The organism is Mesorhizobium sp. M6A.T.Cr.TU.016.01.1.1 (genome assembly GCF_003952585.1).
GTDB lineage: Bacteria > Pseudomonadota > Alphaproteobacteria > Rhizobiales > Rhizobiaceae > Mesorhizobium > Mesorhizobium mediterraneum.
On the sequence record NZ_CP034452.1, the window covers coordinates 3,042,240 to 3,063,914 of the forward strand.

The window sequence follows — 21,675 nt, forward strand, 5'->3', positions numbered from 1 at the left end:
ACGATCGATTACTTGATCAGCGGCAGCAGCGTTTCAGCGTTGATGCGCATCTGGTCGGTGTAGAATTTCTCCGTCAGCACGCTGGAACCATGGTCCTGAATGAACTTGAGCTGCTCCGGCGAGATGTCGACCGGATTGCGCTCGACCATGTCGGGATAGGGAGCGGCCGGCGTGCGGTCGACAGGGGCGACGAACTCGTTGGTCAGCGCGCCGTCGTAACCGACTTCCTTCAGCGTGCCGACGATCTTCGGCCAGTCGATCTGCCCGAGTCCGGCGGCGAAACGGTTGTTGTCGGCGACATGGAAGTCGAACAGGCGCTTGCCGACCTGCCGGATGGCATCATAGACGTTAAACTCTTCCATATGGATGTGGTAGGCGTCGAGGCAGACACCGCATTCGGGGCTGACCGCATCGGCCAGCGCCAGCGCTTGGGCGCCGCGGTTGAACAGATAGGTCTCGAAGCGGTTGAGCGGCTCGACCGCGATCTTGACGCCGACCTTCTTGGCATGGGTGAAGCATTCTCTGGTGGCGTCGACCACCCATTTCCATTCTTCTTCCTCGGTTCCATCAGGCACCACCTTGCCGACGGTGGCGGGAACGAGCGTGATGATCTCGCCATTGAGCTCGCTGACCATGGTCAGCACGTCCTTGACGTACTGCACGGAGCGCTCGCGCTGGCCCTGGTCCTTGGCGGCGAGGTTGCGCTCGCCCAGCATCAACGTCACCGCCCCCAGCAGCGGATGCTGTGCTCCTTCAGGAGCGCACGCGTCTCGTTGGTCTTGTATTGCTCGGGCTCGCCGGAAATCTCGATCGACTCATAGCCGAATTTCTTGATGCGCTTGAGCGTCGTCTCCAATGGTTCCGCCCGCATCCAGTTGTGCGTCGAAAGATGCATGGTCTGTCCTTCCCAGAATTCGCCTGTAACAGCTCGCCTGCAACGCACCCATCGGAGCGCGCAGCACGATTCCTCCCCAAGGCGCTCCAGCGTTCTTCGTGAACTGGTTCGACCAATTGGGCCTGAAGCGAGGTCTACAGCAATTTGATCTGAACGGCAAGAAGTGCAGGATTTTCGCTCTGGTGGCCGGTTTACCTCATTGATTACATTGCAATATGTCGCGAAACTCGGCATGGTTGCAGGCTTCGGACGGCAAGCAAGGTGGCTTGACGAGATTTCGACATTTGGTAATACCAGAATAGCGGTGCGTAACGCACTGTGCGAAAAGACCAAAGAGGCTGGCCCTGCTTTCAATCGGCGCTATGCTTGGTCGTGGAAAAATTAGGGAGGATGCCGATGCCGTCGACAATGAAGGGGCCTGGGCTGTTTCTGGCGCAGTTCGCGGGCGATGCCGCGCCGTTCAACTCGCTGCCGTCGATCACCAGATGGGCGGCCGGCCTGGGCTACAAGGGCGTGCAGATCCCGACCTGGGACAGCCGGCTGTTCGACCTCGAGAAAGCGGCGTCTTCCCAGGCGTATTGCGACGAGGTGAAGGGCATCTGCGCCGAGGCCGGCGTCGAGATCACCGAGCTGTCGACCCACCTGCAGGGGCAGCTGGTGGCAGTGCATCCGGCCTATGACGCGCAGTTCGACGGCTTCGCGCCGCCTGCGGTTCACAACAATCCGAAGGCCAGGCAGCAGTGGGCGGTCGAACAGATGAAGTTCGGCGCCAAGGCTTCGAAAAATCTTGGGCTCAAGGCGTCGGTGTCATTCTGTGGAGCGTTGGCCTTCCCCTACCTTTATCCGTGGCCGCAACGGCCGGCGGGATTGATCGAGGAAGCATTTTCTGAACTCGGCAAACGCTGGAAGCCGATCCTCGATGTCTATGAGGACAATAGCGTCGACCTTGGCTACGAGATCCATCCGGGCGAAGACGTGTTCGACGGCGCGACGTTCGAGATGTTCCTCGACGCGGTGGGCGGCCACAAGCGCTGCAACATCAATTACGACCCGTCGCATTTCCTGCTGCAGCAGCTCGACTACCTCGAATTCATCGACATCTATCACGAGCGGATCAAGGCGTTCCACGTCAAGGATGCCGAGTTCAATCCGACCGGCCGGCAAGGCGTCTACTCCGGCTATCAGAGTTGGACAAACCGGGCCGGGCGTTTCCGCTCGCTCGGCGACGGGCAGGTGGATTTCGGCGGCATCTTCTCCAAGCTTGCTCAATATGACTATGATTCATGGGCGGTGCTGGAATGGGAGTGCTGCCTGAAGCATCCGGAGGACGGCGCGGCCGAAGGCGCGCCCTTCATCGAGCACCACATCATCCGGGTGACGGAAAAGGCCTTCGACGATTTCGCCGGCGGCGCGACCGACAAAAAGGTGCTGCGCGCCATGATGGGAATTTAACGCCGCTGTCCCTCCCCCTCGAGGGGAGGGTGGCCCGAAGGGCCGGGTGGGGTCGGTCCATGCCGAGATCCATGCCCGGCGACCCCACCCGATCCGCTGCGCGGATCGACCTCCCCTCAAGGGGGAGGTAAGCAACGACGAGGGAGAAAATCATGGTCGGCGCATCGAAGTCGGAAACGGGAGGCGGCCCGATCCGCTACGGCATGGTCGGCGGCGGGCAAGGCGCCTTCATCGGTGCCGTGCACCGGATCGCGGCGCGCATGGACAATGAGTTCGTGCTGGTGGCAGGTGCCTTATCGTCGGATCCGGCGCGTGCGAAAGCGTCCGCCGCGGAACTCGGGCTCGATCCTACGCGCAGCTACGGCTCTTTCGCTGAGATGGCCAAGGCCGAGGCCAAGCGACCGGACGGCATCGAAGCGGTAGCCATCGTCACGCCCAACAATGTGCACGTGCCGGCGGCGAAGGCATTTCTCGAAGCCGGCATTCACGTCATTTGCGACAAGCCGCTGGCGACGACGTTGGCGGAAGCGAAGAAGCTGGCGGCACTGGTTGAAAAGACCGGCAAGGTCTTTGTGCTCACCCACAACTACACCGCCTATCCGATGATACGGCAGGCGCGCGAGATGGTGGCCAAGGGGCAGCTCGGCGACATCCGGATCGTGCAGTCGGAATATCCGCAGGACTGGCTGACCGAAGACCTCGCCGCCACCGGCCAGAAGCAGGCGTCCTGGCGCTCCGACCCCAAGCAGGCAGGTGCTGGCGGTGCGCTGGGCGACATCGGCACGCATGCCTACAATCTCGCGCGCTTCGTCTGCGGGCTGGAACTCGATTCGCTATCGGCAGATCTCGATGCCTTCGTGCCGGGGCGGCAGCTCGACGACAATGTCAACGTGATGCTGCGCTTCAAGCCGGTCGGCAAGTCGCACCCGGCCAAGGGCATGATCTGGGCGAGCCAGGTGGCGCCCGGCCACGAGAACGGGCTGAAGCTGCGCATCTATGGCTCGAAGGGCGGTCTTGAATGGGTGCAGGCCGACCCGAACTATCTCTGGTACACGCCGTTCGGCCAGCCGAAGCAGTTGATCACCCGAAATGGCGCCGGCGCGCTGCCCGTCGCCGGGCGCGTCAGCCGGGTTCCGTCAGGCCATCCGGAAGGCTATCTCGAAGGCTTCGCCAACATCTACCAGGAGGCCGCCCGCGCCATCCGAGCGGCGCGCCGCAAAGGCGGCAAGCCGGCTAAGGATGTCGTCTTCCCGACCATACAGGATGGCGTCGAAGGCATGGCCTTCATCGAGGCCTGCGTGAAGTCGTCGAAGAAGAATGGAGCCTGGACGAAGCTTTAATCGCTGCGCCCGGTTAACGGGAAGCCCCCTCACCCGGATTGCCAGCCGAATTGCAAGGGCAATTCGGGGCAATCCGACCTCTCCCCGAGGGGAGAGGAGATCGCCGGCGCTGGCGTCTGCCTCTTCTCCCCAGCGGGGAGAAGGTGGCCGCGAAGCGGCCGGATGAGGGGGCTTGTGGCGAAGTCGGCGGAGGAGCCAGCCGGCTGTCAAAGGGGAGGGAGCGTCGATGAAAATCGGCATGTGCATGTTTTTGTGGACGACGGCCGTATCGAAGAAACACGAGTCATTGCTCAGAGATATCAAGGCGACCGGCTTTGATGGTGTCGAGATTCCGGTCTTTTCCGGCACGCCCGACGACTACACAAAACTTGGCGCGCTGCTCGACCGCATCGGACTGGAGCGCACCGCGGTTTCGGCAATGGGCGATCCGGCGATGAATCTGATCTCGGCCGATGGCGGAACGCGCAAGGCCGGCATCGATTATATGAGATGGGCGATCGACTGCTCCGCTGCGCTCGGCGCCAGCACGCTGAGCGGCCCGCTGCATTCGACACTCGGCGCCTTTTCCGGCAGTGGGCCGACGGCGGCGGAGAAGAAGCGCTCCGTTGCCTCGCAACGCGCCATCGGCGACCATGCCGGCAACAAGAACGTCACCATCGGGCTGGAAGCACTCAACCGCTTCGAATGCTATCTGCTCAACACGATGGACGACTTGTCGGAGCATGTCGACGCAATCGACCGGCCGCACATCAAGGCGATGTACGACACCTTCCACGCCAATATCGAGGAAGCCGACCCGATCGGCGCCTATACGCGCAACCGCAGGAATATCGTCCATATCCATATTTCGGAGAACGATCGCGGCGTGCCTGGGCGCGGCCACATTCCGTGGAAGGAGACGTTTTCGGCCATCCGCAAGAGCGGCTATGACGACTGGCTGACGATCGAGGCCTTCGGCCGCTCGCTCAGAGATTTGGCGGCGGCAACCAAGGTCTGGCGCGACTTTTCGGAAAGTCCGGAAGCCGTCTATCGCGACGGCTACAAGCACATCAAGAGCGGCTGGAAGAGGGCTGGTGCTTAGCACGCAGCTAAGCCTTCCTCTCAGGCGACCCGAGCTGCCGGCGGCAGGCCGGCGGGCGCTCGCTCGCGCCGCTCCTCGTTGCCGTTTCCGACCGATCCCATCAGTTTGCGGCGGAGAAAACTGGAAATGTTGTCGAAGATAAAGACGACAACCAGGATCAACAGAACCATATAGAAAACATTGGCCCAATTGGTGTTGGTGCGCATGGCCTCCCACAATTTCAGGCCGATGCCGCCGGCGCCGACAGCGCCTATGATCGTCGCTGACCGCGTGTTCGATTCCCAGAAATAGAGGGATTGGCTAAGGAATACCGGCAGAACCTGGGGCAGCACGCCATAGCGCTGCACCATTGCCGGCGTGGCGCCAACCGAGCGGATGCCCTCGCGCTGCTTGTCGTCGATGTTTTCCAGCGCCTCGGAATAGAGCTTGCCCAGGGTTCCGGTGTCGGTGAAGAAGATCGCCGACATGCCGGCCAGCGGCCCCGGACCGAAGCCACGCGTGAAGAACAGCGCCCAGATCAGCATGTCGACCGAGCGCAGGAGATCGAAGAAGCGTTTTGTTGCCTGGTTGGCAATCCGGCTCGGCGTGACGTTGCGCGCAGCCAGGAAGGCGAGCGGAAAGGCGACGATCGATGCCAGCACCGTGCCGACGAAAGCCATGACGACGGTCTGCAAAAGCTTCAGCCAGACGTCGCCGTGCTGCCACTCGGCGTTGTTGAGGATGTTGTCCCAGGCGAGCGCCGCGTTTGATCGCGACGGATCGATGCGTGCTCCGGAGATAATCAGTGAAGCGACCTCGCCGAACGGCTTTCCCCAGAATGGCGAGTTCGTGTCGAACACGAAATTGGCCCAGCCGAAGAAACGCCTCCAGGCAACGACTTCGTCGTTTTGGACTTCAGCGCGACCGAGAAATCCGAACGAGACATAGGCTGTCGAGCCTGGCCTGCGCTGCTCGATCCAGTCAGGCAGCGGTGTGCGCGGCGTCACAGAGCTGTCCTTGGCAATGTCGAAAATGACGCTTTCGGCGCCGCGCGTCACGGTGACAAGGTCTGGCGCGATGGCGATCTGACCATTGCCAAGAGTGACAGTCGCGGCCACGACGGCGTTTTCGCGCACCGTTTCAGGCACAGCCGGAGCGGATTGGCCTGACGGGACGGCTGGATTCTCGGCGGTCGGCGCGCCAGGCGCCATAAACGAATCCTGCGACGACTTGCCGGTCGCGCTCGCCGGTGCTGGCGCTGCGTCGACCCGCCGCTCGATCACCGCCATCTGCTTGGCCACCCAGTCGGGATTTGGATTGGATCCCAGCTTGGAAAAGCGGGAGTAGTCGATCGTCAGATGGTTGTCTTTGAATTCGATGTCAGGCCGGATTTCGTAAGACACCCAGTCGGCGAGATACGCGCCGGCAAGGTTCCAGTTCGCTTTTTCGAGAACGGTGACGATCGAGAAGAACCACGCGCAATAGAATGTGTAGAGGATGCAGAGAACGATACCGAGCGGGGTGGCGTAGCGCTTCCATAGGGATCGCCGGAACGCATTCGGATGGCGAGTGGCGATGTCGTTGATGGCGTCGGCGTTCATCGCATTACTCTCCGCGCCCGTATGCGAACGCTTGCCGGCCGACAAGACGATGTCTCAGCCACGCCGAAAACTGATCGACGGCGACAATCGTGCAGAACAGCAGGAAGACGATGGCGATGGTCTTGGCCTCATGGCCCCGGCTGATCGAAAGACGCAGGGATTCGCCGATGCCGCCGGCGCCGACGGCGCCGAGAATGGTCGAAGCGCGCACATTGATCTCGAAGCGGAGCAGGAAATAGCTCATGAAGTTGGGCAGAACCTGAGGCACGATGCCGAACCACACGCGTTCGACCCAGTTGGCGCCAACGGCTCGCAAACCTTCTTCAGGCTTCATGTCGGCATTCTCGACCACTTCGAAGAACATTTTTCCGAGTGCGCCGACGGTGTGGATGCTGACCGCGAGGATCGCCGGAATGGGTCCTAGCGAGAAGACCGCCAGAAAGAAGCCGGCGATGACGATTTCCGGAAAGGCGCGGACAATTTCAAGGAAGCGGCGCGTGGTGAAACGGAGCCAGCGGCTGGCCGTGATATTGCCCGCAGCCAGGAAGCAGAGCAGGAAACCGAATGTGGAGCCCACCAGCGTCGAAAACAGGGCAATGTTCAGCGTCTCGATCATCCGGTAGAAGTATTCCGGAACGTAGATGCTTTGGGTCAGGTAGACCCGGCCTTCGGGGTAGTCGAACTTGAGGCTGCCATCGTCGTAGGGGGACGGCAGGTCGAACAGCGCGCGCACCGGATCGAACCAGTCGCGCGGCTTCAATTCCGTGAAAAAGTCGGCGATATATGGAAGGCGGTCGAAGAACTTTCCGGCGTTGGTTTCGTTGGCGAACCAGAGCGAGCCAGAGAGCGCGAGAAACAGGAAAACCAGGCCTCCGATCGTGTAAAGGCGCCGGCGGGCGGCGAGGTCGCGCCAGTGCCGCTCGACAGTGGCTCCCTCCGGTGAAAGCGCAGGCGCACGGTAAACGTCGGTCGCACTCATTTATCGATCCTTGGCCCATGATGCGGCAACGCCGCCGGCGGCACATGGCCCCGGCGGCGTTGTGGCAGTTTACTTACGAGCCGATCTTCGCCTTACGGGCGTCGATGATTGCCTGATAGAATTCCGGGGTGACCGGCGAATAGCCCTTGAAGTCGCCGCCCTGTATCGCCGAGAAACAGGCTGGATCGGTTTCCGGAAGCTTGGTCAGGAAATCGGTGACCTTCTGTTTGGCGCCGGCATCGATCGACGCACGCAGCACCAGCGGGCCGTTCGGGATCATCGGCGACTGCCACAATTCGACAAGATCGTCCATCTTGAGGACGCCCTTGTCGACCATCTTGCGCAGATTGCCCGAGCTGTAGCCGTCCTTGAAGTCGCCGACGCCGGAAGCCCAGGTGGTGCCGGCATCGAAGGTGCCCTTCAGGACCTCGAGGACGAGCTGTTCATGGCCGCCACCAAAACCGGTCGACGCGAAGTAGCTCTTCACATCCATGCCGATGTCCTTGGGCAGTGAAGTGACCGGGATCAGGTAACCCGACGTCGAATCGGGATCGGCGAAACCGAGTTTCTTGCCCTTCATGTCGGCGAGCGTCTTGATGCCGGAATCGGCACGGGCGACCATGACCGAATGATAGCCGGTCGAACCGTCGGTCTGGACCGTCGTCAGGATAGGCTCAACCGCGTCCTTGTTTTCGAGATAGATCTTGGCATAGGCGGAAGCGCCGAGCTCGGCATAGTCAAGCGTGCCGCCGAGCAGGCCCTGGATGACGCCGTCGTAGTCGGCGGCCGGGAACAGCGAGACTTTCTCGACGCCCAGCACTTCCTTGATGTGGTCGGCGAAGCACTGGTAGTTGCGCAGACGGTCGGCTTCGTTCTCGCCGCCCAGAATGCCGACGCGGAATTCCTTCAGGTCCTGTGCCTGAACCGCGCCCATCGCCATGGCGATGATGGAAACAGCACCGAAAAGCATCTTTCTAAACATGTCGCGTCTCTCCTGTTGGTTCCGGCATCGCGCCGGTAGCGTTCGAATTTTGACAGCGCCCTTGACGTGGGCCGGCGATCCAGGCGCTCTTTTGCTTGTCCATGATCGTTTCCGGATACCGGTATCCACTTGTCGGGATCATGGAACTAGTAGCCCGGAAATGCGGGCTCGAGCGGTCCGGCGGATGCGGCGATTTTTTGCTTGATGGTGACGCTGGTCGAGGTGATGGCCTCGGAGATTTCGCCGCCATTGCTGTCGGCGCCGTAGACCATGCGCACGGCTTCGCGGTTGAGGTCTTCGGGTGGGCCGTCGAACACGACCTTGCCGGCGGCCATGCCGATGATGCGGTTGCAATAGGTGCGCGCGGTATCCAGCGTGTGCAGATTGGTGACGACGGTGATGCCCTCGCGCAGATTGATGTCCTGCAGCGAATCCATAACCACCTTGGCGTTGAGCGGGTCGAGCGAGGCGATCGGCTCGTCAGCAAGGATCACCTTCGGCTGCTGCATCATGGCACGGGCAATCGCAACGCGCTGCTGCTGGCCGCCGGACAAGGTGCCGGCCGGCTGCAGCGCCGTGCGGGCAATGTCGAGACGCTCGAGCGCCGCGATCGCCTGGGCCCGTTCGTCGCGAGAAAAGACACCGAGCAGATTGACAACGGTCGAGCGGTGATTGAGCCGGCCGAGCAAGACGTTGGTCAGCACGTCGAGACGCGGCACCAGGTTGAACTGCTGGAAGATCATGGCGCAGTCGCGCTGCCAGCGCCTGAGCAGCGAGCCGCGCAGGCTGGAGACTTCGGCGCCGTCAAAGAAAATCGACCCTTGGCTGGGATCGATGAGGCGGTTGATCATGCGCAAAAGCGTCGACTTGCCGGCACCGGAACGGCCGATGATGCCGACCATCTGACCATGCGGGATCGAGATATCGACATTGCTGACGGCGGTGTTCTTGCCAAACCGGCGGGTGACGCCGCGGATTTCAAGCGTGGCTGAGGTTGCTGACATGGGGCAGGTTCCAGTCCAGTCGCAGTTGAAGGTCCGTTGACCCTCGCTAGCGCAGCCGCATGAACCTGCGGTGTCGGATTGATGTCAGTTTTGTTACTGCCCACAGGCAGAGACGTCGCGCCGTCAGCCCAGGACAAGAAGCTCCTCGAAATACTTCATGTCCTTGAAGCTGCAAAATGCCGGAGGCCGCAGCTCGATCACTGGAGCCTGAAGGGCGAGCAGCGAGAGGCAGTCATCGAATAGCTGTTGCCATTGCGAGGCCCTTTCGTCGTCGAGGCGCCGGATCTGGTAGGCGAAAGTTATGTGGAAAGTGTAGCTGTCGTGATCGGGATGCCGGTATCCGAACGGCACCGACAGGGCATCGCGCCACGCGCGCATGATGCGCTCGTCCTGGTCCGACACGCCGGTAACGGTAAGCCCGGTCGGCACGACATCGACAACCCTGACTTTAAACGCGCCATGGTCCCCGACGCCATTCAGGCGCTCCAGATAGAGCCGAGTCATGTCGTCGATGCTTGTGTCGAGGGGCACATCCTCAGGCCAGTAGGGAAGCCGGCGGCGATATTCGATGATGCCCTGGAACAGCGTCATATGCAGGCTGGAGATCGGCGTGAAGGCCAGCCTGTCGGCATCGGGCATAACGCGCATCCGCTCACGCACTTCGATGACCGCCGTTTCGGAAGCTGAGCCGCTGACGAGATGGCAGACGACCGTGTTGCCGGGCTCGGTCAGGAAATTGCCTGACGTGTCGTAGCGCGTGCCGAGATGCACGGGAGGGTTCGGGTTCGAGCCGGCAAAGAATCCGGCGAGCGAAGGTTTGATGGGCATGGCGATCTCCAGGGAAAGACCGCCTTTGTCCGAGTCATGTGTCAGAGGTGTGAAACGGGCGGGTTCGTCCTGTGGTCAGCCGTACTTTTCCAGAAACGCTTCCGCCGAAAGCGCGCGAAAATCGTCGAGCGCGGCGCGCAGCCTGATATGGTCCCAATCCCACCAGGCGAGCGCCTGATAACGTTCCGCCGTGCGGCGGTCGAAGCGTTCGCGGATCGGTTTCGCCGGCACGCCGCCGACAATGGTATAGGGCGCGACGTCCTTCGACACCACGGCGCCGGCGCCGACCGCCGCGCCATCGCCGACGGTGACGCCGGGCAGGATGGTCGAGCCGTGGCCAAGCCAGGTGTCATGGCCGATGGTGACGCGCTTGGCGCGACGCTGAGCGAAGAATTCGCTCTCGTGCTCGGCGTCGTCCCAATAGTCCGAGGCGCGGTAGGTGAAATGGTGCAGCGTCGGCCGCCAGATCGGGTGGTTGGTGGCGTTGATGCGCACATTGGCGGCAATGTTGGCAAATTTGCCGATCGTCGCGCACCAGACGCCGCAGTCCTGCATCATGTAGGAATAGTCGCCCAGCGTGCTTTCCGAAACCCGGCAGCGGTCGGCGATCTCGGTCCAGCGGCCAAGCGTCGAGTTCTCGACTTCCGCCGTCTCGTGGACAAGCGGCGCTTCCGACAGTTTTCTGGTCATGCGGCGATTTTCCCGGCGGCAAAAGCGGTCACGTCGATGACGCGGTCGGCTACCGCCTCGCGCACGTCGTGGTCGTGGAAGATGCCAAGCAGGGCGACGCCGGCCGCCTTCTTGGCCGCGATCAGCGCAATCACCACGTCGCGGTTCCTGGCATCGAGCGAGGCGGTCGGCTCGTCGAGCAGCAGGATCGGATGCTCGGTGATGAAGCCGCGCGCGATGTTGACGCGCTGCTGCTCGCCGCCGGAAAAGGTCGCCGGCGGCAGCATCCAGAGTTTTTCGGGCAGGTTGAGCTGCGCCAGCAAGGCGCGCGCCTTATTGCGCGCGACCTCACGGTCCGCGCCGCGCTCGACCAGCGGTTCGGCGACAACGTCGAGGGCGGAGACGCGCGGCACGGTGCGCAGGAACTGACTGACATAGCCGATCGTGAGCCGGCGCACGGCAAGCACGGTGCGCGGGCTGGCCGTTGCGAGATCGATGAGCCCATCCTCGTGCTGGACGATGATCTGGCCTGCGTCGACGGCGTAGTTGCCGTAGAGCATCTTCAGGATCGAGCTCTTGCCGGCGCCAGAGGGGCCGCCGAGCACTGCGCATTCACCGCTCCTGATCGAGAACGAGACGCCGGCGACGACAGGCAGTTTGATGCCGTCGCGCAGATGCATGGTGAAGCTCTTGGCGACATCGGAGACGACGAGAGGGGTTGCCATCAGAAGGTGCTCCAATCGTCGTTCGTTGGCGGGACAGCACCCCCCTCTGGCCTGCCGGCCATCTCCCCCTCAAGGGGGGAGATCGGCTGTCGTATTCGGTTTCGCCATTCTCCTGCGTTGCAGAAGGGGCGAGGCATGAAAGCTGCTAATCTCCCCCCTTGAGGGGGAGATGGCCGGCAGGCCAGAGGGGGGTGACTTGGCGCCATCGTCAAACCTGCAAAATCGAGGAAACCAGCAATTGCGTATAAGGCGCGCGCGGATCGTCGAGCACGCGGTCGGTGAGGCCGCTTTCGACGACGCGGCCATCCTTCATCACCATCATGCGTTGCGATAAAAGCCGCGCCACCGCGAGGTCGTGGGTGACGACGATGGCCGCGAGGCCAAGATCGGTGACCAGCCCGCGCAACAAATCGAGCAGGCGTGCCTGCACCGAGACGTCGAGGCCGCCGGTCGGCTCGTCCATGAACACCAGCCGCGGCCCGGTGACCAGGTTGCGGGCGATCTGCAGGCGCTGGCGCATGCCGCCGGAGAAGGCGCGCGGCTCGTCGTCGATGCGGTCTTCGTCAATCTCGACGCGCGACAGCCAGTCGACGGCAGTGGCGCGGATTTTTCCATAGTGACGGTCGCCCACCGCCATCAGCCGCTCGCCGACATTGGCGCCGGCGGACACCGTCATGCGCAGTCCGTCGGCGGGGTTCTGGTGGACGAAGCCCCAGTCGGTGCGCATCAGGAAGCGGCGCTCGGCCTCGCTCATCCGGTAGAGCTCGCGAAACTGGCCGTCGCGCATGCGGTAGCTGGCGGCGCCGGAACTCGGCAGCAGCCGGGTCGACAGGCAGTTGAGCAGCGTCGTCTTGCCGGAACCGGATTCGCCGACCACCGCCAGCACCTCGCCCGGCCACAGGTCGAAGGTGACGTTCTCGCAGCCGACGCGCGAGCCATAGAATTTGGAGAGCGCTGAAACGCGCAGCAGCGGCTCGTCGGTCATTGCGCCGGCTCCGTTTTTTCCAGGGCAAGAGGGGTTTCAGGCGCAAGGCGGCCGCGATGGCCTTGTTCGCGCCGCTTCTCGCAATGATCGGTGTCGGAGCACACGAACATGTGGCCGCCATGATCGTCGAGGATGACCTCGTCGAGATAGACGTTCTCAGCCGCGCACAACGCGCAGGGCTGGTCGAAGGTCTGCACCTCGAACGGATGGTCCTCGAAGTCGAGGCTGACCACATCGGTGAAAGGCGGCAGCGCATAGATGCGCTTTTCGCGGCCGGCGCCAAATAGCTGCAAAGCCGGCGAACGATGCATCTTCGGATTGTCGAATTTCGGCGTCGGCGAGGGATCCATCACATAGCGGCCCTCGACCTTGACCGGATAGGCGTAGGTGGTGGCGATGCGGCCGTGCCTGGCAATGTCCTCGTAGAGCTTCACATGCATGAGGCCGTATTCCTCCAGCGCATGCATTTTCCGCGTTTCGGTCTCGCGCGGCTCGAGGAAGCGCAAAGGTTCGGGAATCGGCACCTGAAAGACCAGCACTTGGCCTGATGTCAGCGGATGTTCTGGGATGCGGTGGCGGGTCTGGATGATGGTCGCCTTCGCCGTCTCGGTGGTGACGGCGACATTGGCGACCTTCTTGAAGAAGGCACGGATCGAAACCGCATTGGTGGTGTCGTCGGCGCCCTGGTCGATGACTTTCAGCACATCGTCCGGGCCGATGATCGAAGCGGTGACCTGGACGCCGCCAGTGCCCCAGCCATAGGGCATCGGCATTTCGCGTGAGGCAAACGGCACCTGGTAGCCGGGAATGGCGATGCCCTTGAGGATCGCCCGGCGGATCATCCGCTTGGTCTGCTCATCGAGATAGGCGAAGTTGTAGGTGGCGATGTCGGTCGGTTGTGCGGTCATTCCGCTGCCTCCCTTTTCTCCTCGGCTTTGCCGGCGTTTTCGCGAGCATCATGCTCGGCGCGCATGCGGCGCACCAGGTCGAGCTCGGCCTGGAAGTCGACATAGTGCGGCAGCTTCAGATGCTCGACGAAGCCGGTCGCCTGGACATTGTCGGAATGCGAGATGACGAACTCCTCGTCCTGGGCTGCGGCGACGACATCTTCGCCGAATTCCGAAGCACGTAACGCCCGGTCGCACAGCGCCATGGCCATCGCCTTGCGCTCGCTCTGGCCGAAGACGAGGCCGTAGCCGCGGGTGAATTGCGGCGGCGCCTTGGCTGAGCCCTTGAATTGGTTGACTATCTGGCACTCGGTGACACGCACGGAGCCGAGCGGTACGGCGAAGGGCAGCTCCGGCACGTCGAGTTCCAGCTCGACCTCGCCGATGCGAACCTCGCCGACGAAGGGATGGTTGCGGGCATAGCCGCGCTGGGTGGAGTAGCCGAGCGCCAACAAAAAACCCTCGTCGCCGCGTGACAGCGCCTGCAGGCGGATGTCGCGCGCCATTGGAAATTCTAGCGGCTCGCGGGTGATGTCGCCGGGGACATGGTCCTGCGGCATGTCGCCGTCGGGCTCGATCAGGCCTTCGCGGGCGAGGATGGCGGAGACACGGGGCATGGCTTCCGCCTCGCTGGCACGCTGCTGCGGCTCGGCGACGTCGCCGCCCGCGGCAAGCTCGGGATCGAGCAGCCGGTGGGTGTAGTCGAAGGTCGGGCCGAGAAGCTGGCCGCCGGGAAGATCCTTGTAGGTCGCCGAGACACGCCGCTCGACCAGCATCGCGCCGGTGTCGATCGCCCGTGTGTAGCCGAAGCGCGGCAGCGTCGTGCGATAGGCGCGAACCAGGAAGATCGCCTCGATCATGTCGCCGCGCGCCTGGACGATGGCGAGCGCCGCCAATTCCCTGTCGTAGAGCGAGCCTTCGCTCATCACCCGGTCGACACCGAGCGCCAGTTGCTCGACGATCTGGTCGAGGCGAAGCGCCGGCACGGAACGGTCGCCGCGCCGGCGGTCGGCGAGCAGGCTGTGGGCGTTGGCGATGGCCGCTTCGCCGCCTTTTACCGCGACATACATATCACGCCTCCATCGTCTTGATGCGCGTCGTGCGCGGCAGGCAGGCAACGCCGTCCGGGGTGGCGAGGACGATGTCGACGCCACGCGGAAAGCGTTGGTTGTTCTGCTTCCACTGTTCGACGAAATGGCGCGGCATCTGCGCCGGCGCGATGCTTGCAGTCTTTTCGATGCCGGGACCTTCGAGCAACAGAGGGGCACCTGAAACGAGATCGCCGACTTGCAGGATCAGCGTCGTGGAGCGGTCGGGATAATCCTGGGTGCCTTGTGAGAAGCCGTCGAGCGCCATCATTTCGGCCGGCGTGGCGATCAGCGCGAAATGCGCATCGGCCGGCGTGTTGGCCAGGGGCGCGCCGGTGTGGAAGCCGAGCCAGGATTTCACCGCTGCCGGGGCCTGCAAAACGGGGTCGAGCCACAGCGGCGTGTCGTTGTCGCACAGCGCCAGCGCAATGGCGCCCGCGGTGGCTGACAGCGGCGCCGGCGGGCGGGCAAAGACCGGCAGAGGCTGCAGGGTGCCCGGCCGCGCCATCGCATCCATCACGGCGCGGAACACCGTCTGGGCGTTGAACACCGGATCGGCAAAGCCGCCTTCGATCGCTTGCGTTACGATGTCCATCAGTCTTCTCCGCGTACCATGGTGAAGAAATCGACCTTCGTTGCCGCCGTCTCGGCGCGACGCCGTTCACGTGCGCTGGCCAGTGCGGCCTGCAGCGGCGCAATGAGTTTGGTCTCGACCTCACGGCGCAGGGCAGGGTCCTGCCAGAGCGCGTCGGCGATCGCCGCCAGTTTTGCTTTCTGCCTGTCACGGCCCAGCGCGTAGCAGTGGCCGACCTGTCCGGAGGCGAGCCGGACGGTAGCGCGGGTGACCGTCGCCTCGCCAACGTTGAACGGCGCGCCGCCGCCGCCCATGCGGCCGCGCACGGTGACCAAGCCGGTTTCGGGGCCGCGCAGGAGTTCCGCCTCAGAAGGCAGGCCGGCTTCGTTCCACAGACGGACGATATCGTCGCCGGTCGATTGCGCCAGCGTTGCCATAACGGCCTTGCGCTGAGCCTGATCGCGCGCTTCCTGTCCTCGCATGGTTAACATTCCCTTGCATCGAAAGTTTGTCTATTGATATAGACAACTATACAAATTATACCTATTATCTAATGCGTGTCTATGACGGGTGCATGACACGGGCGAAAAAGATCGGGGCAAGACATGATCGGGCAGCCCGGCAGCATAGAGCGGCGCAGCGGCGTCTCGCTGTGGCGGCAGATCGCCGACCAGATCCTGCATTCGATCGCCGTCGGCGACTTTGCCGAGAATACCGCGCTGCCGCCGGAAGTCGCACTGGCCGAGCGCTATGGTGTCAACCGCCATACGGTGCGCAGCGCCATCGCAGCACTGGTGCAGGATGGCGTGCTCAGGGCCGAGCAGGGGCGCGGCACTTTCGTGCTTTCGCGCAAGCGGCTGTCCTATCCGATCGGCGCCCGTACCCGTTTTTCGGAGGGCTTGCAGGGGCAGGCGTCCGAGCGCCGCAGCGTACTGCTCGAATCGGCGGTCGAGCCGGCCAGCCGGCGCGTCGCCGAAGGGCTGGGGCTTGCCAAGGGTTCGAATGTGATACGCCTTGAGACACGCGGCGAAGCCGATGGACAGCCGGTCTCGCGTGCCACCGGCTGGTTCGAGGCGGGACGCTTCGCCGGCATCGATGCTGCCATGGCTGAAACAGGATCGATCACCGCCTCGCTCCAGCGTTTCGGCATCAGTGACTATCTCAGGCAATCGACGGTGCTGTCGGCGCGCCATGCGGATGCCGCCGACCTTGCCGATCTCGATCTGCAGCCCGGCGCCATCGTGCTGGTCACGGTCGCCGTCAACGTCACGCCGGACGGCCAGCCGATCCAGTTCGCCGAAACGCGGTTTCCGGCTGAGCGCGTCGAGCTCAAACTGTCGGCGCTGTAGGTAGTGCCGGCCTTATACGAGACCGTGATTTATCTGACCCACGCTGATATCATACCAGCTCGGTCGCGCTTACATGTCAGCGGCTTGGCGTTTGAGGACCGCCTTCCCCCACTCCGTCTCGGCTTCGCCGAGCCACCTCTCCCCCCTCCGGAGGGAGAGGAAGGGAGCCCGCTGACGGCGAGAGAAGTAGGGAGTCTGGTTGAGGAGCGTTGGCTGCAATAGGCTCGCACCCTTCCTCTACCCCGTCGCTCGGGGGAGAGGTGGCTCGGCGAAGCCGAGACGGAGTGGGGGTCGACCTGCGCGGGGCGTTGTCATTCGGGCCGGGCTCACCGCCTGCCGTGTTATGACCCGACTTCGATCACCGCCTTGATCAGGCCGGATTTCTCATGCGCCCAGCGGGCGAGGTCGCGCGGCGTCTCGCCCAGCGTCGTGCGATGGGTGACGAGCTTCGCCAGCGGCACGGCGCCATCGCGGATCGAGGCGGCGACATGGTCGAAATCGGCGCGCAGCGCGTTGCGGCTGCCGATCAACGTCATCTCGCGCTTGTGGAATTCGGGATCGGAAAAGACGATGTCGTCCTTGACGACGCTGACCAGGACCAGCGTCCCGCCATGCGCGACATGGGCGAAGGCCGACTGGACGGACTGGGTGTTGCCGGTGGCATCGAAGACAACGTCGAAACCTTCGCCGCCGGTCGCCTCCCGCACCCGATCGGTCGCAGACGCCTGCGAACCGTCGAGGGTCGCGAAGCCGAGTTCGTTTGCGGCGAAACCCAGCCTCTCCGCGCTCATGTCGAGCAGCGTCACGTCGAGACCGGCGATGCGAGCAAACAGCGCCGTGCCGAGGCCGATCGGCCCAGCGCCGATGACCAGCGTGCGCGCGCCTGGCTGCGCCAGCGAGCGCCGCACGGCATGCGCCCCGATCGCCAGGAATTCGACGGCGGCGGCATCCGCCAGCGACAGGCCGTTTGCCGGATAGAGATTTTGCGCCGGCACCAGGATCCGTTCGCACATGGCGCCGTCGCGGTGTACGCCGAGCACCTCGATCCTGACGCAGCAATTCGGCTTGCCTTGCCGGCAGGCGATGCATTTGCCGCAAGCGAGATAGGGGTTGATGATCACTGGTTCGCCGACGGACAGATCGACGCCTTCGCCGGCCTCGATCACAGTGCCGGAAACCTCATGACCCATGATGCGGGGATAGGCGAGGAACGGATGCTTGCCCTCGAAGATATGATAGTCGGTGCCGCAGATGCCGACATGGCTGACCGCGACCAACGCCCAGCCAGAGGGCGGAGTGCCTGGCGCCGGGCGGTCTTCCAGAACAAGCTCACCGGGCGAGCGGCAGACGACGGCTTTCATGCTTTGATCCAGTCGGTTCTTGGCACCGCGGCCCGTCGGCTATCGCCGGGCCGGCGGTTGTTAAAGATAGTCTACTTGCCGCGGCGACGCAGGCCGTCGAAATAGACGATGACGATGATCAGCACGCCGGTAATGATGCGCTGCCAGAAGGCGTTGACGTTCAAGAGATTGGCGCCGTTGTTGATGGTGGCGAGGATGAAGGCGCCGAGCAGCGGTCCGTGCACCGAGCCGACGGCGCCGAACAGCGAAGTGCCGCCGATCACCGACGAGGCGATCGCCTGCAACTCCCAGCCCTCGGCCTGCGTCGGATTGCCGATGCCGATGCGCGACGCGAGCAGCACGCCGACGAAAGCCGCACACAGGCCCGACAGCGTATAGGCCATGTAGATGGTGCGCTGGACATTGACGCCGGACAGACGCGAGGCCTCGGCGTTGGAGCCGACCGAGAACAGATACCGGCCCCAGCGGCTGTGATGCAGGAAGATGTAGGCGGGGATGCCGACCAGGATCACCATCCAGAACAGATTGGGGACGCCGAGAAACGAGCTGCGCGAAAACAACTGGAAGGCGTCGTTGTTGATCGAGATCGAGTTGCCGTTGGTCATCAAAAGGCCAATGCCACGCAGCGAGGTCAGTGTCGCCAGCGTGATGATGAAGGGCGGCAGGCCCATCCTGACGATGCCGAAGCCGTGGAACATGCCGATGGCGACACCGACCAGCAAGGTGACCAGGATGGCGAGGAAGACCGGCACCCCGGCGTTGATCAGCATCGCCACGATGACGGTGGCGAAGCCGACCACGGCGCCGACGGAAAGGTCGATGCCTCCGGTGATGATGACGAAGGTCTGGCCGACCGCTAGGATGGCTATCATCGAGCCCTGCCGCAGCAGGTTCGAGATATTGTTGGCGGAGGCGAAGCTCGGCGTCGCCACCGACAGGATGATCCACAAAAGAACCAGCAGCGACAGCAGCGTCAGCCCGAACAGCGCGTTATAGTTGCGTTTCGGCCTTTCGGCCGGGATCGCCTCGGTGCTCATATCTGTCCTCCCGGTTTTTCTTGTTTCTCGGCGAGCGCCTGATTGAGAATGTCCTCATGATTGGCGGTGCGGAAACCATGCGTGGCCACCAGCTTGCCGCGCCGGAATACATGCAGCGTGTCGGCCAGTTCATAGACCTCGGGCAGATAGGACGAGATCAGGATGATGCCGGCGCCCTTGGACAACAGTTCGCCGAACAGACGGTAGATCTCCGCCTTGGTGCCGACATCGACGCCAACTGTCGGCTCGTCGAAGATGAACAGCTTGGCGCCGTGCGCCAGCCATCTGCCGATGACGATCTTCTGCTGGTTGCCGCCGGACAGGCTGGAGGCGAGCGCGTTGCGCGTCGGCGTCTTGATCCTGAGATTGGCGATCTGGCGATCCGCCTCGGTCTTCTCCTGTGCGCTGGAGATCAGCAGATTGCTGGAGATGCGCTTGTAGATCGGCAGATTGAGATTGAGGCCGACCGGCAGGTTGAGGCAGAGGCCCTGGTCACGGCGGCTTTCCGGCGCCAGCGCCATGCCGAGCCTGATAGCGTCATGCTCGGAGTTGACCTGAACCTCCTTGCCCTCCCAGAGGATCTGGCCGGCCGACTTGCGATGACGGCCGTAGAGCGTGGTGACGAACTCGCTGCGCCCGGCACCGATCAGGCCGTAGAGCCCGACGATTTCGCCGGCCCGGACCGTCATCGAGACATTTTCGAAGCCCTTGCCGGAGAGATTTCTGGCTTCGAGGAGCGTCGCGCCCGGGGTAAAATGCTCCTTGTGGTAGACTTGCTCGATCGAGCGGTTGATCATCATCTTGACCAGCTCGGCGTCGTTGGTCTCGGCGATGTTCCTGGTGCCGACAAGCGTGCCGTCGCGCAGCACCGAGACGCGGTCGGCGAGCTCGAACACCTCTTCCATGCGGTGGCTGATGTAGATGATGGTGACGCCTTCGCCCTTCAGCCGGCGGATCAGCGTGAACAGCTGGTCGGCTTCCTTCCGGGTGAGGTAGGCGGTCGGCTCATCGAAGATGAGGAACTTGGTGCCGCGCACCGTGGCGCGGGCGGCGGCGATCAGTTGCTGCTGACCGATGGTGAGATCGCCGAGCACGACATGCGCCGGCAGGTCGAAGCCGAGATCGTCGATGATGTTCTGCGCCTGCCTGACCATGGCCCGCTGCTGCAGGATACCGAAGCGGGAATCCTCCTCGCCAAGGAACATGTTGGCCGCGACAGTGAGATGGCGGCACAGAACGACCTCCTGATGCACGGCATTGATGCCGAGCGCCATCGCCTCATGCGGCGTCGCCAGCGCTGCCGGCTTGCCCTCCCAGATGACGTCGCCGGAGGTGCGCGGCATGACACCGGTCAGAAGCTTGATCAGGGTCGATTTGCCGGCGCCGTTTTCACCGACGATGGCGTGGATCTCTCCGGCCTTGAAGGCGAGGTTCACCGGCTTCAGCGCGTGCGTGCCGGGATAGCGCTTTTCCAGCCCCTTGAGTTCGAGGATCGTCCTCCCGGGCTCCAGCGTTGGGGCCGGGTGCAATTCCTGCGCCGTGGACGTCATGACAATCCTCCCAGATTGGCCTCACGATTGACGCGAGTGTAGGTCGTTTCCGGGGCAAAGCCCCGGAAACAGTGCGCCTGTGGCGATGCTCAGTCGAGTTTCGGATTGAGCAGCGCGTCGATCTTCGGATCCTTCATATTGGCCTTGGTGACCAGGTTGGCGCCGGTGTCGACATTGGCCTCGACCTTCTCGCCCTTCGAGGCGGCGAGCGCCGTCTTGATGCCGTCATAGCCCATCCGGTACGGATCCTGGACGACGAGAGCCGAAATGACGCCGTCGTTGAGGAACTTGATCAGCTTCTCGTCGCTGTCGAAGCCGACGAGCCCGACCTTGCCGGCCAGGCTGTTCTCGGCGATCGCCTGACCGACGCCCTGCGCCATGATCAGGTTGGAGGCGAAGATGCCCTTGAGGTTCGGATTGGCGGTGATCAGGTCGGTCGCGATGTTGAGGCCGGTCGTGGCCTGGCCGTCGGCATATTTGTCGGCGACGAGCTTGAGGCCCGGATATTTGGCGGCAAGCTGCTCCTTGAAGCCCTGGGCGCGCTGTTCGAGCGACCCGGCACCCGGAAGTGCGGTGATCAGGGCGACGTCGCCCTCGACTTTGCCGCCATTGGCCTCGCCGATGGCTGCCGCCAGGCCGTCGGCGGCGACGCGGCCGCCCTGGATGTTGTCGGTGGTCAGGAACGAGGTGAAGGCCTTGGAATCGGCGCCGGAGTCGATGCCGATGATTTTGACCTTGCTGGCAGCCTCATCGATCGGCTTGCCGAGCGCCTTGGCTTCGGTCGGTGCGATGACGACGGCGGCCGGGTTGCCGGCGACGGCGTTTTCAAGGATCGAGATCTGGCCGTTGACATCGGTCTCCGCCTGGGCACCGAGTTCCGGCACGTTGACGCCGAGGTCCTTGCCGGCCTTGCGGGCGCCGGCCAGAACGATCTGCCAGTAGAAAGAGGTGGTGTCCTTGACGATGATCGGAATGGTCACGTCCGCCGCCGAAGCCGGCGCCGAATGCATCACGCCGGCAAGCATCGAGGCGGCAGCGAGCGCCACGAATGCGCGGCGGTTGAGAATGCTGGTCACGAATTTCATTAGGTTTCCTCCCTAAGTCGCCCGGTGAACGTTGCGGAAGCTCGGTTTGGATAGGCGCTGCCCAAACGGAACTTTATCAATAAAAAACATTTACCGCATTTTGATAGTGCATAGGATGGGCCGGCGCAAGCGGTGTTTCGTATCGGTCTCCAGATGGTTAGACC

20 protein-coding genes and 1 pseudogene are annotated in these 21,675 nt (G+C 63.2%); 4 read left to right on the top strand and 17 right to left on the bottom strand.

Annotated features, from left to right (window positions below; all coding sequences use genetic code 11):
• Positions 1-8: 8 nt before the first annotated feature.
• Positions 9-895, bottom strand: a pseudogene (locus EJ075_RS14685) (sugar phosphate isomerase/epimerase).
• 396 nt (positions 896-1,291) lie between these two features.
• On the opposite strand from EJ075_RS14685, the gene EJ075_RS14690 reads away from it, so the two are divergent.
• From EJ075_RS14690 to EJ075_RS14700, 3 genes are all read left to right on the top strand, one after another.
• Positions 1,292-2,347: a sugar phosphate isomerase/epimerase gene (locus EJ075_RS14690; RefSeq protein WP_126104828.1), complete on the top strand. Its 1,056-nt coding sequence runs from the start codon at positions 1,292-1,294 to the stop codon at positions 2,345-2,347.
• A gap of 152 nt (positions 2,348-2,499) precedes the next feature.
• Entirely contained in the window at positions 2,500-3,687 is a 1,188-nt protein-coding gene (locus tag EJ075_RS14695; protein ID WP_126104829.1) for a Gfo/Idh/MocA family oxidoreductase, read from the top strand.
• 226 nt (positions 3,688-3,913) lie between these two features.
• Positions 3,914-4,768 carry a sugar phosphate isomerase/epimerase gene (locus tag EJ075_RS14700; protein ID WP_126104830.1) on the top strand — a complete coding sequence of 285 codons (855 nt, stop codon included), beginning with the start codon at positions 3,914-3,916 and terminating at the stop codon, positions 4,766-4,768.
• Between the two features lie 20 nt (positions 4,769-4,788).
• Here the strand turns inward: EJ075_RS14700 and phnE (EJ075_RS14705) are convergent, their stop codons facing one another.
• From phnE (EJ075_RS14705) to phnG, 12 genes are all read right to left on the bottom strand, one after another.
• Positions 4,789-6,348, bottom strand: a complete 1,560-nt coding sequence (gene phnE, locus EJ075_RS14705) for a phosphonate ABC transporter, permease protein PhnE (protein ID WP_126104831.1) — start codon at positions 6,346-6,348, stop codon at positions 4,789-4,791.
• Positions 6,349-6,352: 4 nt separating this feature from the next.
• Entirely contained in the window at positions 6,353-7,327 is a 975-nt protein-coding gene (gene phnE, locus EJ075_RS14710) for a phosphonate ABC transporter, permease protein PhnE (protein ID WP_126104832.1), read from the bottom strand.
• A 73-nt stretch (positions 7,328-7,400) separates the two neighbouring features.
• Positions 7,401-8,309: a phosphonate ABC transporter substrate-binding protein gene (gene phnD, locus EJ075_RS14715; protein WP_126104833.1), complete on the bottom strand. Its 909-nt coding sequence runs from the start codon at positions 8,307-8,309 to the stop codon at positions 7,401-7,403.
• Positions 8,310-8,455: 146 nt separating this feature from the next.
• A complete protein-coding gene (gene phnC, locus EJ075_RS14720) occupies positions 8,456-9,313 on the bottom strand; it encodes a phosphonate ABC transporter ATP-binding protein (protein WP_126104834.1) in 858 nt (285 codons plus the stop codon).
• Positions 9,314-9,436: 123 nt separating this feature from the next.
• Positions 9,437-10,141: a DUF1868 domain-containing protein gene (locus tag EJ075_RS14725; protein WP_206437550.1), complete on the bottom strand. Its 705-nt coding sequence runs from the start codon at positions 10,139-10,141 to the stop codon at positions 9,437-9,439.
• A gap of 75 nt (positions 10,142-10,216) precedes the next feature.
• Positions 10,217-10,831 carry a DapH/DapD/GlmU-related protein gene (locus tag EJ075_RS14730; protein ID WP_126104836.1) on the bottom strand — a complete coding sequence of 205 codons (615 nt, stop codon included), beginning with the start codon at positions 10,829-10,831 and terminating at the stop codon, positions 10,217-10,219.
• Positions 10,828-11,535: a phosphonate C-P lyase system protein PhnL gene (gene phnL, locus EJ075_RS14735; protein ID WP_126104837.1), complete on the bottom strand. Its 708-nt coding sequence runs from the start codon at positions 11,533-11,535 to the stop codon at positions 10,828-10,830. Before phnL ends, EJ075_RS14730 begins: the two co-directional genes overlap by 4 nt.
• 208 nt (positions 11,536-11,743) lie before the next feature.
• Complete coding sequence (gene phnK, locus EJ075_RS14745) at positions 11,744-12,520, bottom strand: phosphonate C-P lyase system protein PhnK (RefSeq protein WP_126104838.1); 777 nt, start codon at positions 12,518-12,520, stop codon at positions 11,744-11,746.
• On the bottom strand, positions 12,517-13,428 hold the full coding sequence (locus EJ075_RS14750) for an alpha-D-ribose 1-methylphosphonate 5-phosphate C-P-lyase PhnJ (protein ID WP_126104839.1): 912 nt from the start codon (positions 13,426-13,428) through the stop codon (positions 12,517-12,519). The genes phnK and EJ075_RS14750 overlap by 4 nt, the downstream gene beginning before the upstream one ends.
• The gene (locus EJ075_RS14755) at positions 13,425-14,537 is read right to left on the bottom strand and encodes a carbon-phosphorus lyase complex subunit PhnI (RefSeq protein WP_126104840.1); all 1,113 of its coding nucleotides are present in this window, start codon (positions 14,535-14,537) and stop codon (positions 13,425-13,427) included. The genes EJ075_RS14750 and EJ075_RS14755 overlap by 4 nt, the downstream gene beginning before the upstream one ends.
• A 1-nt stretch (position 14,538) precedes the next feature.
• Positions 14,539-15,150: a phosphonate C-P lyase system protein PhnH gene (gene phnH / locus EJ075_RS14760; protein WP_126104841.1), complete on the bottom strand. Its 612-nt coding sequence runs from the start codon at positions 15,148-15,150 to the stop codon at positions 14,539-14,541.
• Positions 15,150-15,611: a phosphonate C-P lyase system protein PhnG gene (phnG, locus tag EJ075_RS14765; protein ID WP_126104842.1), complete on the bottom strand. Its 462-nt coding sequence runs from the start codon at positions 15,609-15,611 to the stop codon at positions 15,150-15,152. The genes phnH and phnG overlap by 1 nt, the downstream gene beginning before the upstream one ends.
• Positions 15,612-15,734: 123 nt before the next feature.
• Here phnG and phnF point away from each other — a divergent pair, with 123 nt between their 5' ends.
• On the top strand, positions 15,735-16,478 hold the full coding sequence (gene phnF / locus EJ075_RS14770) for a phosphonate metabolism transcriptional regulator PhnF (RefSeq protein ID WP_126104843.1): 744 nt from the start codon (positions 15,735-15,737) through the stop codon (positions 16,476-16,478).
• A 341-nt stretch (positions 16,479-16,819) separates the two neighbouring features.
• Here the strand turns inward: phnF and EJ075_RS14775 are convergent, their stop codons facing one another.
• From EJ075_RS14775 to EJ075_RS14790, 4 genes are all read right to left on the bottom strand, one after another.
• Positions 16,820-17,839: a zinc-binding alcohol dehydrogenase family protein gene (locus EJ075_RS14775; protein WP_126104844.1), complete on the bottom strand. Its 1,020-nt coding sequence runs from the start codon at positions 17,837-17,839 to the stop codon at positions 16,820-16,822.
• Between the two features lie 71 nt (positions 17,840-17,910).
• Positions 17,911-18,876, bottom strand: a complete 966-nt coding sequence (locus EJ075_RS14780; RefSeq protein WP_126104845.1) for an ABC transporter permease — start codon at positions 18,874-18,876, stop codon at positions 17,911-17,913.
• On the bottom strand, positions 18,873-20,426 hold the full coding sequence (locus tag EJ075_RS14785) for a sugar ABC transporter ATP-binding protein (protein ID WP_126104846.1): 1,554 nt from the start codon (positions 20,424-20,426) through the stop codon (positions 18,873-18,875). Before EJ075_RS14785 ends, EJ075_RS14780 begins: the two co-directional genes overlap by 4 nt.
• Positions 20,427-20,515: 89 nt before the next feature.
• A complete protein-coding gene (locus EJ075_RS14790) occupies positions 20,516-21,511 on the bottom strand; it encodes an ABC transporter substrate-binding protein (RefSeq protein WP_095488293.1) in 996 nt (331 codons plus the stop codon).
• Between the last annotated feature and the right edge of the window lie 164 nt (positions 21,512-21,675).

What these genes read in the sequence shown, in the direction of transcription:
- EJ075_RS14790 (WP_095488293.1), bottom strand. Translation starts at nt 21,511, where the DNA reads ATGAAATTCGTGACCAGCATTCTCAACCGCCGCGCATTCGTGGCGCTC.
- EJ075_RS14725 (WP_206437550.1), bottom strand. Translation starts at nt 10,141, where the DNA reads ATGCCCATCAAACCTTCGCTCGCCGGATTCTTTGCCGGCTCGAACCCG.
- EJ075_RS14755 (WP_126104840.1), bottom strand. Translation starts at nt 14,537, where the DNA reads ATGTATGTCGCGGTAAAAGGCGGCGAAGCGGCCATCGCCAACGCCCAC.
- phnK (WP_126104838.1), bottom strand. Translation starts at nt 12,520, where the DNA reads ATGACCGACGAGCCGCTGCTGCGCGTTTCAGCGCTCTCCAAATTCTAT.
- phnC (WP_126104834.1), bottom strand. Translation starts at nt 9,313, where the DNA reads ATGTCAGCAACCTCAGCCACGCTTGAAATCCGCGGCGTCACCCGCCGG.
- phnG (WP_126104842.1), bottom strand. Translation starts at nt 15,611, where the DNA reads ATGCGAGGACAGGAAGCGCGCGATCAGGCTCAGCGCAAGGCCGTTATG.
- EJ075_RS14775 (WP_126104844.1), bottom strand. Translation starts at nt 17,839, where the DNA reads ATGAAAGCCGTCGTCTGCCGCTCGCCCGGTGAGCTTGTTCTGGAAGAC.
- phnL (WP_126104837.1), bottom strand. Translation starts at nt 11,535, where the DNA reads ATGGCAACCCCTCTCGTCGTCTCCGATGTCGCCAAGAGCTTCACCATG.
- EJ075_RS14690 (WP_126104828.1), top strand. Translation starts at nt 1,292, where the DNA reads ATGCCGTCGACAATGAAGGGGCCTGGGCTGTTTCTGGCGCAGTTCGCG.
- phnE (WP_126104832.1), bottom strand. Translation starts at nt 7,327, where the DNA reads ATGAGTGCGACCGACGTTTACCGTGCGCCTGCGCTTTCACCGGAGGGA.
- EJ075_RS14750 (WP_126104839.1), bottom strand. Translation starts at nt 13,428, where the DNA reads ATGACCGCACAACCGACCGACATCGCCACCTACAACTTCGCCTATCTC.
- phnD (WP_126104833.1), bottom strand. Translation starts at nt 8,309, where the DNA reads ATGTTTAGAAAGATGCTTTTCGGTGCTGTTTCCATCATCGCCATGGCG.
- EJ075_RS14695 (WP_126104829.1), top strand. Translation starts at nt 2,500, where the DNA reads ATGGTCGGCGCATCGAAGTCGGAAACGGGAGGCGGCCCGATCCGCTAC.
- EJ075_RS14780 (WP_126104845.1), bottom strand. Translation starts at nt 18,876, where the DNA reads ATGAGCACCGAGGCGATCCCGGCCGAAAGGCCGAAACGCAACTATAAC.
- EJ075_RS14785 (WP_126104846.1), bottom strand. Translation starts at nt 20,426, where the DNA reads ATGACGTCCACGGCGCAGGAATTGCACCCGGCCCCAACGCTGGAGCCC.
- phnE (WP_126104831.1), bottom strand. Translation starts at nt 6,348, where the DNA reads ATGAACGCCGACGCCATCAACGACATCGCCACTCGCCATCCGAATGCG.
- EJ075_RS14700 (WP_126104830.1), top strand. Translation starts at nt 3,914, where the DNA reads ATGAAAATCGGCATGTGCATGTTTTTGTGGACGACGGCCGTATCGAAG.
- phnF (WP_126104843.1), top strand. Translation starts at nt 15,735, where the DNA reads ATGATCGGGCAGCCCGGCAGCATAGAGCGGCGCAGCGGCGTCTCGCTG.
- EJ075_RS14730 (WP_126104836.1), bottom strand. Translation starts at nt 10,831, where the DNA reads ATGACCAGAAAACTGTCGGAAGCGCCGCTTGTCCACGAGACGGCGGAA.
- phnH (WP_126104841.1), bottom strand. Translation starts at nt 15,150, where the DNA reads ATGGACATCGTAACGCAAGCGATCGAAGGCGGCTTTGCCGATCCGGTG.